Source organism: Streptomyces sp. NBC_01508 (assembly GCF_045040315.1).
GTDB lineage: Bacteria > Actinomycetota > Actinomycetes > Streptomycetales > Streptomycetaceae > Streptomyces.
Map to the genome: position 1 here is coordinate 7347519 of NZ_CP109419.1, position 12462 is coordinate 7359980.

General features: G+C 70.1%; 11 protein-coding genes and 1 riboswitch. Of the genes, 8 read left to right on the top strand and 3 right to left on the bottom strand.

Translation table 11 applies throughout. The annotated features are described in order from the left end of the window. Positions 1-3: 3 nt before the first annotated feature. The 6 genes from OG700_RS33905 to OG700_RS33930 all read left to right on the top strand — a co-directional run bounded on the left by OG700_RS33905 (position 4) and on the right by OG700_RS33930 (position 5266). Positions 4-771 (top strand): DUF881 domain-containing protein, encoded by a 768-nt coding sequence (locus OG700_RS33905; RefSeq protein ID WP_405620322.1) that lies wholly within the window; start codon positions 4-6, stop codon positions 769-771. An 85-nt stretch (positions 772-856) separates the two neighbouring features. Beyond that, the gene (locus OG700_RS33910) at positions 857-1771 is read left to right on the top strand and encodes an FHA domain-containing protein (RefSeq protein ID WP_405622181.1); all 915 of its coding nucleotides are present in this window, start codon (positions 857-859) and stop codon (positions 1769-1771) included. Positions 1772-1788: 17 nt separating this feature from the next. After that, positions 1789-2541: a MerR family transcriptional regulator gene (locus tag OG700_RS33915; protein WP_405620324.1), complete on the top strand. Its 753-nt coding sequence runs from the start codon at positions 1789-1791 to the stop codon at positions 2539-2541. A 53-nt stretch (positions 2542-2594) separates the two neighbouring features. Continuing rightward, positions 2595-3068, top strand: a complete 474-nt coding sequence (locus tag OG700_RS33920) for a bifunctional nuclease family protein (RefSeq protein ID WP_405620326.1) — start codon at positions 2595-2597, stop codon at positions 3066-3068. Between the two features lie 194 nt (positions 3069-3262). Further along, positions 3263-3829: a MerR family transcriptional regulator gene (locus OG700_RS33925; protein WP_405620328.1), complete on the top strand. Its 567-nt coding sequence runs from the start codon at positions 3263-3265 to the stop codon at positions 3827-3829. A gap of 48 nt (positions 3830-3877) precedes the next feature. Beyond that, complete coding sequence (locus tag OG700_RS33930) at positions 3878-5266, top strand: DNA polymerase IV (RefSeq protein ID WP_405620330.1); 1389 nt, start codon at positions 3878-3880, stop codon at positions 5264-5266. 46 nt (positions 5267-5312) lie between these two features. Here the strand turns inward: OG700_RS33930 and OG700_RS33935 are convergent, their stop codons facing one another. Further along, positions 5313-5717 carry a PRC-barrel domain-containing protein gene (locus OG700_RS33935; RefSeq protein ID WP_405620332.1) on the bottom strand — a complete coding sequence of 135 codons (405 nt, stop codon included), beginning with the start codon at positions 5715-5717 and terminating at the stop codon, positions 5313-5315. Between the two features lie 112 nt (positions 5718-5829). Next, a riboswitch (glycine riboswitch) is annotated at positions 5830-5927 on the top strand. A 179-nt stretch (positions 5928-6106) separates the two neighbouring features. Between OG700_RS33935 and gcvP the strand changes: the two genes are divergently transcribed. Next, entirely contained in the window at positions 6107-8992 is a 2886-nt protein-coding gene (gene gcvP, locus OG700_RS33940) for an aminomethyl-transferring glycine dehydrogenase (RefSeq protein ID WP_405620334.1), read from the top strand. Between the two features lie 176 nt (positions 8993-9168). Here gcvP and OG700_RS33945 read toward each other — a convergent pair whose 3' ends face one another. Together OG700_RS33945 and OG700_RS33950 are read right to left on the bottom strand one after the other, a co-directional pair. Beyond that, positions 9169-9375 (bottom strand): DUF5999 family protein, encoded by a 207-nt coding sequence (locus OG700_RS33945; protein ID WP_405620336.1) that lies wholly within the window; start codon positions 9373-9375, stop codon positions 9169-9171. Between the two features lie 372 nt (positions 9376-9747). After that, entirely contained in the window at positions 9748-10371 is a 624-nt protein-coding gene (locus tag OG700_RS33950) for a hypothetical protein (RefSeq protein ID WP_405620338.1), read from the bottom strand. 522 nt (positions 10372-10893) lie between these two features. Between OG700_RS33950 and OG700_RS33955 the strand changes: the two genes are divergently transcribed. Beyond that, on the top strand, positions 10894-12447 hold the full coding sequence (locus tag OG700_RS33955; RefSeq protein ID WP_405620340.1) for a glutamate--cysteine ligase: 1554 nt from the start codon (positions 10894-10896) through the stop codon (positions 12445-12447). Positions 12448-12462: the final 15 nt, after the last annotated feature.

Here is a 12462-nt window from a genome sequence, read left to right on the forward strand (position 1 = left end):
CCGATGAACAGCGAAGAGCCTCAGCAGTCCCAGCGGGCCCCCGAGCCGCCGCAGTTGACCGGCCGTCAGCGCCTGGCCGCCGGGCTGTGGCCGCCGCGAGTCACCCGGGCCCAACTCATCGTCGCCGTCCTGCTGTTCGTGCTCGGACTCGGTCTCGCCATCCAGGTCCGGTCGACCAACGACGACAGCGCCCTGCGCGGCGCACGCCAGGAGGACCTCGTACGGATCCTGGACGAGCTGGACGGCCGCACCGAGCGGCTGGAGGACGAGAAGCAGCGGTTGGACGATCAGCAGACGGAGCTGGAGACCAGCTCCGACCAGGCCGAGGAGGCGCGTAAGCAGACGCGGGAGAAGGAGCAGCAGCTCGGCATCCTGGCCGGTACGGTCGCCGCTCAGGGCCCCGGCATCACGCTGACGGTCCAGGACGACGGCGGCTCGATCGACTCCGACATGCTGCTCGACGCGATCCAGGAGCTGCGGGCGGCCGGCGCCGAGGCGATCCAGGTGAACGGGGTCCGGGTGGTCGCCGCGACATACTTCTCCGGCAGTGACGGCGACATCGAGGTGGACGGGAAACGCATCAGCGCGCCGTACCGTTTCAAGGTGATCGGCAAACCGCAGGATCTGGAGCCGGCGCTCAACATCCCTGGAGGTGTGGTGCAGACACTGGAGAAAGAGCAGGCCACGGCCACGGTGGCGGCTGCCGACGAGATCGTGGTCGACGCCTTGCGACCGGCGCTTCGGCCTGACTACGCTCGGTCGTCGTCGTAGTGGGGCGGGGGCGCATGCGGACCGGGGGACCAGGGCAGAAGGTTCCGGGGGGTCGGCGCACATTCCGCGTGGTGCGTGGTGGAAACTGTCTGGTGGATACGGACGTTGTGAAGATGTCCGAGTCGGCAGGTGTGTTCATTCAGGGTTCGTCCTGCCCCACGGGCGGGTCTGTTCAGGTCAAGGGGAATCGCCCGTGAAGTTGTTTGGAAAGTTGTTCGGCAGGAGTGCACGCGAGGACGGCGGGAACGCCCGGCATCGCGCACCGCGCCACGGCCAGGAGGCGGAGCAGGGCGGCGAGCGTCCGCTCTTCCGCGACGAGGTCGGCAGCCCCGGTGGGGACAATCCGGGCGGTCACGGCGCGTCGTCTGTTGACCCCGCCAGTTCAGGCGGAATAGGTTTCGGTGGACCATCAACCTCAAGTACGGGTGGAGGGTTTTCCCCCGCTCAGGAGGGTCCGTCCATGTCGGCCTTGCCGGTTTGTACGAGGTGCGGGCACCGCAACACCCAGGACAGTCGGTTCTGCTCCAACTGTGGTGCGCCGCTGAGGGCCGGAGCCCCCGCGGAGCGTCCTTCGGAGACGACCTCGACCATCTCCATCTCGGGCCTTGAGGCGTACGAGGCGGAAGCCACCGGTCAGACGGCCGTTCCCTCGCTCTCGCCGGAGGCGCAGGCCGCGGTGGACGCGCTGCCGCTCGGTTCCGCGCTGCTTGTCGTGCGCCGCGGCCCCAACTCGGGCAGCCGGTTCCTGTTGGACGGCGACCTGACGACGGCCGGAAGGCATCCGCAGAGCGACATCTTCCTGGACGACGTCACCGTGTCCCGGCGGCATGTCGAGTTCCGCAGGAGCCCGGAAGGTCACTTCACGGTCTCCGACGTCGGCAGCCTCAACGGCACGTATGTCAACCGGGAGCGGATCGACGCCGTCGCCGTGTCGAACGGCGACGAGGTCCAGATCGGCAAGTACCGGCTGGTCTTCTACGCGAGCCAGCGGGGCGTGTGACCCTTCAGGGAAGGTCCATGCTGCGACCACCGACGGGCGGTGCCGGTCACGGCACCGCCCCCACGGGTGACCGTCTGGCCAGCATCGGCATGGTGCTGAACCAGCTCAGGGACGAGTTCCCCGAGGTCACCATCTCCAAAATCCGGTTCCTGGAGGCCGAGGGCCTCGTGGAACCCCGGCGTACCCCGTCGGGGTACCGGAAGTTCAGCCCCGAGGATGTCGAGCGCCTCGCCCAGGTCCTGCGCATGCAGCGGGACCACTATCTGCCCCTCAAGGTCATCAGGGAGCATCTCGACGCCGTGGCACGCGGTGAACGGCTCCCGCTGCCCGCACAGGCGTCCCAGGGCGCCCAGCGCAAGCACCTCGGCTCCACGTGGGACGCGGAGCCCGAGCTGCCCACCGCCCCGAGGATCGGCCGCGCGGAGCTGCTGGCGGCCACCGGGGCGGGCGAGAGCGAGCTGGACGAGTGGGAGTCGTACGGTCTCATCGCCCCGATGGCGGAGGGCGGCTACGACTCCGAGACCGTGACCGTGGCGAGACTTGTCGCGGAACTCGGAAGATTCGGACTCGAACCAAGGCATCTGCGAGCCGTGAAAGCCGCCGCCGACCGCGAGGCCGGACTGGTCGAGCAGGTCGTCGCTCCCCTGCGCCGGCACCGCAATCCGCAGACCAGAGCACATGCCGAGGCGGCGACGAAGGAGCTCGCCGCGCTCTCGGTGCGCCTGCACGCGGCACTGGTGCAGACGGCTCTCGGAGTGCGGCTTACCTGATCTTGGGGGAGTCCGACTACCCAAACCGACCGGGCACGTCCTAGGGTTGCTGTGTGAACGAGCTCGACGTCGTGGGTGTCCGGGTGGAAATGCCCTCCAACCAACCGATCGTGCTCCTGCGTGAAGTGGGAGGCGACCGGTACCTTCCCATCTGGATCGGGCCTGGGGAAGCTACCGCTATTGCCTTCGCCCAACAGGGCATGGCACCGGCCCGACCACTGACCCACGACCTCTTCAAGGACGTCCTTGAGGCAGTGGGCCAGGAACTCACGCAGGTGCGCATCTCCGACCTGCGCGAAGGAGTCTTCTACGCGGAGCTGGTCTTCGCGAGCGGTGTGGAGGTCAGTGCCAGGCCGTCCGACGCCATAGCGCTGGCCCTGCGCACCGGCACGCCCATCTACGGCAGCGACGGGGTGCTGGACGATGCGGGTATCGCCATCCCCGACGAGCAGGAGGACGAGGTGGAGAAGTTCCGCGAATTCCTCGACCAGATCTCTCCGGAGGATTTCGGGACCAACAGCCAGTGAGCGGTGCACGGTCGAAGACCGTCATACCGGCCATATCGGACTCTGTCCGCGCATTCGATCAGCCTTTCCCGGCAACGGGACACGCGAAACCACTCTCAGGGTGATTATCACTCGGCGTGCCTAGCGTGGCGATCGTTGACGCACCTGGAGGGACTGCTTACCGTCGACGGGGCAGGTCAAGGACGGAGGTCGGTGTGAGAAGCAGCGGCGACGGTACGGCGAACGGCCCGTACCCGCTTCACGGCAGTACGTCCGACCCCACCACCGACACGGTCGGCTACCGGGGGCCGACCGCGTGCGCGGCGGCGGGCATCACGTACCGCCAGTTGGACTACTGGGCGCGCACCGGGCTGGTCGAGCCGAGTGTGCGCCCCGCGAAGGGATCGGGCACCCAGCGGCTCTACAGCTTCCGGGACGTCGTCTTCCTCAAGATCGTGAAGCGCTTCCTGGACACCGGTGTCGCCCTTCAGAACATCCGGGCGGCCGTCCAGCATCTGGGCGGGCGGGAGGTCCGGGACCTGGAGCGCATGACGCTCATGAGCGACGGCGCGACCGTGTACGAGTGCTCGTCGCCGGACGAGGTGGTGGATCTCCTCCAGGGCGGCCAGGGCATCTTCGGGATCGCCGTCGGGGTGGTGTGGCGGGACGTCGAAGCGGCGCTCTCGCAGCTGCACGGGGAGCGCGTCGACACCGGCGAGACCCTGATCGGCCACAACCCCGCCGACGAACTGGCCCGCCGGCGCCGTGACCGGGCCGTCTGAACCCCTGGTCCGGGGCGATTGTCAGTGCCGTAGGGGAGCATCGGTGGGGTGAGACCCGCACCGACCATCCTGCATCTGGACATGGATGCCTTCTTCGCCGCCGCCGAGCAGGCCGCGAAGCCGAGCCTGCGCGGAAAGCCGGTCGTCGTCGGGGGTCTGGGTCCGCGCGGGGTCGTCTCGACGGCGTCGTACGAGGCGAGGCGGTTCGGCATCCACTCCGCCATGCCGATGGCGCAGGCGCGGCGGCTCGCGCCGAACGCGGCGTATCTGGTGCCGCGCTTCACCCTCTACCGCACGGTCAGCGAGCAGGTGATGGACTTGCTCGGCCGGCTGTCGCCGCTGGTGGAGCCGCTGAGTCTCGACGAGGCGTTCGTCGATCTGGAGGCGGGCGGCTCGGCTCGTGACTCGGTCTCCGCGCGGGCGACGGGTGAGCGGCTGCGCCGCGACATCAGAGCGGTGACCGGCCTGACCGGCTCGGTGGGTCTCGCCGGGTCCAAGATGCTTGCCAAGATCGCCTCCGAGCAGGCCAAACCCGACGGCCTGGTGCTCATGGAGCCGGGCACGGAGCGCGAGCTGCTGGGGCCGATGACCGTACGGACGCTGCCCGGCGTGGGGCCGGCCACCGGCGAGCATCTGCGCCGGGCAGGGATGACCACCATCGCCGATCTGACGGAGGCCGGCGAGGACGAGCTGGTGCGGCTCGTCGGTAAGGCGCACGGCACGTCGCTCTACCGGATGGCGTCGGGGCACGACGACCGGCCGGTGGTGGCCGAGCGCGAGACCAAGTCCGTCTCCGTCGAGGACACCTTCGACGTCGACCTGCACGACCGCGTGCGGGTCAGGACGGAGGTGGACCGGCTGGCCGAGCGGTGTGTCCAGCGGCTCCGGCAGTCCGGGCACTCGGGCCGGACCATCGTCCTCAAGGTGCGGCGGTACGACTTCTCGACACTCACCCGCTCCGAGACGCTGCGCGGGCCCACGGACGACCCCGGCGTGGTGCGAGAGGCCGCGGGGAGGCTGCTGGAGTCCCTGGACACCACCGGAGGGGTGCGGCTGCTGGGGGTGGGGGTGACGGGGCTGACCGACTACACGCAGGAGGATCTGTTCGCGCAGGCGGCGGCGGAAGCGCAAGCGGACGCGGACGGCGGGGGCGTCGTTCCCGAGCCCGAGGCCGCCGAGGCGTCGGAGGAGCCGCTGCCGGAGTCCGACGACGCCGCCGTTGTCGAGCGGCACTGGCCCGCCGGGCACGACGTGCGCCATGCCGAGTTCGGCGCGGGGTGGGTGCAGGGCAGCGGGGTGGGGCGGGTCACCGTACGGTTCGAGGAGCCCACGTCGGTGGTCCCGGGGCGGGTGCGGACGTTCCGTACGGACGATCCCGACCTGGAGCTTTCGGAGCCGCTGCCTTTGGTGCCTCTGGTGGGGCCGTCGTCCTCGTGAGGGGCCGGGTCGGGAGCGCCGGGTCCGTCCGGCGGCCGGTTCGTCCTCAGTCGCTGGACGGGCCTGAATTGTCGTGGCCAGCCACGTGGCCGAAGTCGCGGTCGGCCGGGTGGGGCGGGCGCTCCGGGGCCGCCGGCGCCGGGAGGGCCAGTTGGTAGTGGTGGTAGAGCTGGATCTCCTGGTCGGGGGAGAGATGGCGGCCGACACCGAAGTCGGGGGCGTCCTTGATCAGGCCCCGCTCGTACGGGACGTGCAGGGACTCGTTGCGGTAGGTGCTGGGGGCCAGAGGCACGAACGCGTCCCGGCTGAACAGCCCGGTCCGTACCGCCGCCCACTCCGGCACGCCCGTGGCATCGTCCAGATACACCTCGTCGACGGTGCCGATCTTGTGCCCGTCGCGGTCGTACGCCTTGCGGCCGATCAGGCTGCGCGGATCGATGTCGGTCTGCACGGTCCCTCCAACTGGTCGCACATGCTCCCTCACCCTACGAAAGGGCACATCCGGGGTATCGGCCACTCGAACTCCATGGCGAGACCTCGCTGGTAGGCTGGCCAGTGGCTGTCGACCCCGTGCGGGAGAGCCGTCCGGTGAGTCTGCCGGAGGCGCCGAAGGAGCAAATCCTCCCCGGAAACTCTCAGGCCCCCGTACCGCATGGACGAGGTCACTCTGGAAAGCAGAGCAGGTGTCGGACGGCATCGGCTCTCACCGACGGTGAAAGTCGGCCCGCCTCGCGGTGGACCGGTGAAACTCTCAGGTTGATGTGACAGAGGGGGAGGCCGTCCGGGCACCCGTGTATCGGTGCCCCTCGCAGGTCGCGCCAGACCAGGAGGCCTCCCGTTATGACAGCCCACCGCACGCCGCTCTCCCAGCTGGAGCGAGGCACCCCCTTCGAGCGGCGCCATGTCGGCCCCGACGCCGCCGCGCAGGCGAAGATGCTCGCGCAGGTCGGCTACGGCTCGCTCGACGAGCTGACCGCCGCCGCGGTGCCCGACGTGATCAAGAGCACCGAGGCCCTGCGGCTGCCCGCCGCGCGCACGGAGGCCGAGGTGCTGGCCGAGCTGCGGTCGCTCGCCGACCGCAACCAGGTGCTCGCCCCGATGATCGGTCTGGGCTACTACGGCACGTTCACGCCGCCGGTGATCCTGCGGAACGTGATGGAGAACCCGGCCTGGTACACCGCGTACACGCCGTACCAGCCCGAGATCTCCCAGGGCCGTCTGGAGGCGCTGCTCAACTTCCAGACCGTCGTGGCCGATCTGACCGGTCTGCCGACGTCCGGCGCCTCCCTGCTGGACGAGGGCACGGCCGCCGCCGAGGCCATGGCGCTCGCCCGCCGGGTCGGCAAGGTGAAGGGCGGCGTCTTCCTGGTCGACGCCGACGCGCTGCCGCAGACCGTCGCCGTGATCCGCACCCGGGCCGAGCCGGCCGGCGTCGACGTCGTCGTCGCCGACCTGGCCGACGGGATTCCGGCCGAGGCCGCCGAGCGCGGTGTCTTCGGCGTGCTCGTCCAGTACCCCGGCGCCTCCGGTGCCGTACGGGACATCAAGCCCGTCATCGACCAGGCGCACGAACTCGGCGCCGTCGTCACCGTCGCCGCCGACCTGCTGGCCCTCACGCTGCTCACCTCACCCGGCGAGCTGGGCGCGGACATCGCCGTCGGCACCACCCAGCGGTTCGGCGTCCCCATGGGCTTCGGCGGACCGCACGCCGGATTCATGGCCGTACGTGAGAAGTTCGCCCGCAGCCTGCCCGGCCGGCTCGTCGGGGTCTCCGTGGACGCCGACGGCAACAAGGCGTACCGGCTGGCATTGCAGACCCGCGAGCAGCACATCCGGCGCGAGAAGGCCACCAGCAACATCTGCACCGCCCAGGTGCTGCTCGCCGTGATGGCCGGAATGTACGCCGTCTACCACGGCCCCGACGGGCTGCGCGCGATCGCCGAGCGCACCCACCGCTACGCGACCGTCCTCGCCGACGGCCTGCGCGCCGGCGGCGTCGAGGTCGTGCACGACGCCTACTTCGACACGCTGACGGTACGGGTCCCGGGCCGGGCCGCCGACGTGGTGGCCGCCGCCCGCGAGGGCGGGGTCAACCTCCGCCTCGTCGACGCCGACCTCGTCTCGCTCGCCTGCGACGAGACCACCGGGCGGGCCCAACTCGCCGCCGTATGGACCGCCTTCGGCGTCAAGGGCGACATCGAGACTCTGGACGCCGCGTCCCGTGACGCGCTCCCGGACACCCTGCTGCGCACCGACGACTACCTCACGCACCCGGTCTTCCACCAGCACCGCTCGGAGACCGCGATGCTGCGCTATCTGCGCAGGCTCGCCGACCGGGACTACGCGCTGGACCGCGGCATGATCCCCCTCGGCTCCTGCACCATGAAGCTCAACGCGACCACCGAGATGGAGCCGGTGACCTGGCCGGAGTTCGCCGCGCTGCACCCCTTCGCGCCGGCCGATCAGGCCGGGGGCTATCTCACGCTGATCCGTGAGCTGGAGGAGCGTCTGGCGGAGGTCACCGGCTACGACGCGGTGTCCCTCCAGCCCAACGCGGGCTCCCAGGGCGAACTGGCGGGGCTGCTGGCCGTACGGGCGTACCACCGCGCCAACGGCGACACCGGCCGCACCGTCTGCCTCATCCCGTCGTCCGCGCACGGTACGAACGCCGCGAGCGCGGTCATGGCGGGCATGAAGGTCGTGGTCGTGAAGACCCGCGAGGACGGCGACGTCGACGTCGAGGACCTGCACGCCAAGATCGAGCGGTACGGCGACGAACTGGCCGTCCTGATGGTCACCTACCCGTCCACGCACGGCGTGTTCGAGGAGCACATCACCGACATCTGCGCGGCCGTGCACGACGCCGGCGGTCAGGTGTACGTCGACGGCGCGAACCTCAACGCGCTGGTGGGGCTGGCGAAGCCGGGCCGGTTCGGCTCGGACGTGTCGCACCTGAACCTGCACAAGACCTTCTGCATCCCGCACGGCGGCGGCGGTCCCGGTGTCGGCCCGGTCGGCGTACGCGCCCACCTCGCCCCGTACCTGCCCAACCACCCGCTCCAGCCCGCCGCGGGACCCGCGACGGGCGTCGGGCCGATCTCCGCGGCTCCGTGGGGCTCGGCGGGGATCCTGCCGATCTCCTGGGCCTACGTCCGGCTGATGGGCGGCGAGGGCCTGAAGCGCGCCACACAGGTCGCCGTCCTGGCCGCCAACTACATCGCCAAGCGTCTGGAGCCGCACTTCCCGGTCCTGTACGCGGGTCCGCACGGGCTCGTGGCCCACGAGTGCATCGTGGACCTGCGTCCGCTGTCGAAGGCGACCGGCGTCAGCGTGGACGACATCGCCAAGCGGCTCATCGACTACGGGTTCCACGCGCCGACGATGTCGTTCCCGGTGGCCGGCACGCTGATGATCGAGCCCACCGAGAGCGAGGATCTGGCCGAACTGGACCGGTTCTGCGAGACGATGATCGCGATCCGTGCCGAGATCGAGAAGGTCGCGTCCGGTCATTGGCCGGCCGACGACAATCCGCTGCGCAACGCCCCGCACACGGCCGCCGCGCTGGGCGGGGAGTGGGAGCACGCGTACAGCCGTCAGGAGGCCGTCTTCCCGGCCGGGGTCTCGGCGGCCGACAAGTACTGGCCGCCGGTCCGCCGGATCGACGGGGCGTTCGGCGACCGCAATCTCGTGTGCTCGTGCCCGCCGCTGGACGAGTACGACAACTGACGGACTGCGTACGGCCGCCGGGCCGGACGGTGCGCGGACGGACGGCGTACCCGGGCCGGCTCGGTTCGGGGCGGGACACGTACGGCGCGTACGGCAACAGCGGCACGTACGGCACCTATGCGTCGGGGCCGGTGCGGAGTGAACTCTCCGGGCCGGCCCCCTTCGTACGGACGGCGTCAGGCCGCCGTCTTCACCTGCCCGCTCCCGGACGGCCGGTGCGGAGCGATGATCTGGCCGTCGGGCAGCAGCTCACCGGTGTCCTCGAAGAGCAGGACGCCGTTGCACAGCAGGCTCCAGCCCTGTTCCGGGTGGTGAGCCGCGAGCCGGGCGGCTTCCCGGTCGGCTGAGTCGGCTGTCGGGCAGGCTGGCTGGTGCTGGCACATGGCTGGGTTCTTTCGCTGCGTCGTGGTGAGTGTCCTGCGGCTCGATGGATTCATGGCCGCCCCCCGATTTCTATTGATCCGTACCCCAGTGTTGCCCCACGGGCGTCGATCCGCAGGGATTTCGCGGCAGCGCTTGCTCTCTGCTTAAGGACGTGTCACCCGCCCGAACGGTTCAGCCCAACTTGGCTGTCCCTTCGGGTGGTTCGGGGTGGCCCGTACGGACTAGTCCGCGCGGGCCAACACAGAGCCCCGTGACCGCTGAGAGGTCACGGGGCAGTGTAAGGCGCGTGGGGCGGCCGGGAGACGGTCCGGACGCCGGCGGATCCGCCGGCGGCTCCCGGGACGGGGCCGACGACGGACCGCGGGCACCGCTCAGGCGGGGGTGCGCAGCAGCGGGGCGGTCGCTACGGACGAAGCCGAGGTGGCCGAGAGACCCGAGGTCAGGCGCAGACCCATCATCGGAAGCAGGTCGGCGACACGGTGCGGCCGGTGGGCCACGATGCCCGGCGGCGCGGGAGCGAGCGGGATCAGCAGGTCCGCCGGGGCGGGTGCGCCGGCCGAGGCGTCCGCGCCGATGTCCTGATGCAGCCAGAGCGTGAGCATGTAGAGCCCCGGCACGGAGAGCAGCCGTGGCTGGTACGGGGACTTCAGCGTCTCGGCCTGGCGCAGCGCCCGTTGTGTGGCGGAGATGTAGGGGCCCTCGAAGAAGCGCGAGAACGCCCAGCCGTCCGGGGTGAGCATCGTGTCGGCCGCCGCGACGGCGCGATCGCCGCTGTGGATCAGGAAGCGCCAGCCGGCCAGCCGGGTCTGTGGCGCGTCGCTGCTCGGGGCGATCTGTTCCAGTACGTGTACCGGAAGGGGCAGTTCGGGGCTCAGCGGTCCCTGGACGGACCGGAGAGCGGGTGTACGGGCCTCGCGCACGGCGGTGGGAGAACCGAGTGCCGCGAGGACGCTGCGCAGGGCGGGCGCTGGAGCCAGGGGGACATGCAGCGGCATGGTGGGTTGCCTCTCGCTCAGTAGGCACAGTGAAGCGTCGGTGGTGCGGGTGCGGGTGCAGACGTCGCTGTCGGCGCGCGTGGGTCGGACGTGGTCAGAGGAGGGCCCAAGGCCGTGGCCGGGCTCCGACTCTCTGCCTGGTTCGCACACAGTTTATACGATGCGTGTTCACAGAATGTTTCTGCTAGCTGTCACACGCATTGCCTGCAAGGTCGTATCCGGTCCATCTCGTACGTAATCGCCATCGATGAACCCTGAGATGAACGGTGAACGCAGGCTTCTGGCCTGGGATGATTCAGCTCGCGCGGTAGGCCGAAACTCGTCGGCGTTTTTCGCGACCGTGCGGACAGTGAAATTGCTCACTGGCCCCATGTCGAAGGAATGTGCCGCGAGGCCGTTCTGCCGACTCTACCGGGCGCGGCGCGCAAACGGGGCGTTATGGATCACTCAGTCTGGGCACTATCGATCGTGAAGCGATGCCCTGGGGCCGCCGGGGCGCCGACGTGAAGGAAGGATCCTCCGATGGGGGAGAAGGTCGAATCGGGCGGTACCGGCCTGTCCGATCGGCAGAATTACCGCAGGAAGCTCCAGCAGTGCCTCGCGGTGCTGGGGCGGCTCCTGGGGGAGAAGCGGTTCGATCGCCCCCGGAATCTGATGGGTCTGGAGATCGAGTTGAATCTCGCCGGTCCCGACGGGATGCCGCGCATGATGAATGCGGAAGTACTTGAGCGGATCGCCAGTCGTGATTTCCAGACGGAACTCGGAATGTTCAACCTGGAAGTAAATATCGCCCCGCACCGACTCGACGGACGCGTTCTCGACCAGCTCGCCGAGGAACTGCGTACGGGTCTCGGATATGCCCATCGCAAAGCGAATGAGGTCGACGCCGGGATCGTGATGATCGGCATTCTGCCGACGCTCTCCCTCGATGACGTGGTCTCGACGAACCTCTCGGACGCGGACCGCTACACACTCCTCAACGATCAGATGGTGGCCGCGCGGGGCGAGGACTTCGCGCTCGACATCGACGGGGTGGAACGGCTCACGTGCAGCTCACCCTCGATCGCGCCCGAAGCCGCCTGTACGTCCGTGCAATTGCATCTCCAGGTCACCCCCGACCGCTTCGCCGACGTGTGGAACGCCGCGCAGTGCGTCGCCGCCGTACAGATCGCCGTCGGCGCCAACGCGCCCTTCCTGTTCGGGAAGGAGCTGTGGCGCGAGTCCCGGCCGCCGCTCTTCCTCCAGGCGACCGACACCCGGCCGCCGGAGCTCCAGGCGCAGGGTGTCCGGCCCCGGACCTGGTTCGGGGAGCGCTGGATCGACTCCGCGTACGACCTCTTCGAGGAGAATCTGCGCTACTTCCCGCCGCTGCTGGCGATGAGCGACGACGAGGATCCGCTCCAGGTCCTGGACAACGGCGGTACGCCGCGCCTCGCGGAGCTGATCCTCCACAACGGCACCGTCTACCGGTGGAACAGGCCCGTGTACGACGTCGCCGACGGTCTGCCCCATCTGCGGGTCGAGAACCGGGTACTGCCCGCCGGCCCCACCGTCACCGACGTCGTCGCCAACGCCGCCTTCTACTACGGTCTGGTGCGCGCGCTCGCCGAGGAGCCCAGGCCCGTCTGGACCCGGCTGCCGTTCGCCACCGCCGAGCGGAACTTCGAGACCGCGTGCCGCGACGGTATCGAGGCCCGGCTCCGGTGGCCGCGCAACGGCCGCGTGGGCAACGGAGTCGCCGAGGTGTCGGCGGTCCAGCTCGTCCGCGACGAACTGCTGCCCCTCGCGGCGGCCGGGCTCGACGCGTGGAACGTGGAACCGGCCGACCGCGACTTCTACCTCGGGGTCATCGAGGGGCGCTGCGAGCGCCGCGTGAACGGTGCCTCGTGGCAGGTGGACACCTACCACCGGGCCCGGGAGGCGGGGCTCCGCCGGGAGGCGGCGCTCGCCGCCACGACCCGGCGCTACGCCGAGCTGATGCACCAGGGCGAGCCGGTGCACACCTGGCCGGTGGGCTTCCCGGCTCCGGTGCGGATGCCGGACCTTTCCGCCCGAGGCCGGACGCCTGGCGCCTGACGGCACACGAGGGGG

Coding starts and splice junctions, on each gene's coding strand:
- OG700_RS33905 (WP_405620322.1), top strand. CDS start 4: ATGAACAGCGAAGAGCCTCAGCAGTCCCAGCGGGCCCCCGAGCCGCCG.
- OG700_RS33915 (WP_405620324.1), top strand. CDS start 1,789: ATGCTGCGACCACCGACGGGCGGTGCCGGTCACGGCACCGCCCCCACG.
- gcvP (WP_405620334.1), top strand. CDS start 6,107: ATGACAGCCCACCGCACGCCGCTCTCCCAGCTGGAGCGAGGCACCCCC.
- OG700_RS33945 (WP_405620336.1), bottom strand. CDS start 9,375: ATGTGCCAGCACCAGCCAGCCTGCCCGACAGCCGACTCAGCCGACCGG.
- OG700_RS33950 (WP_405620338.1), bottom strand. CDS start 10,371: ATGCCGCTGCATGTCCCCCTGGCTCCAGCGCCCGCCCTGCGCAGCGTC.
- OG700_RS33955 (WP_405620340.1), top strand. CDS start 10,894: ATGGGGGAGAAGGTCGAATCGGGCGGTACCGGCCTGTCCGATCGGCAG.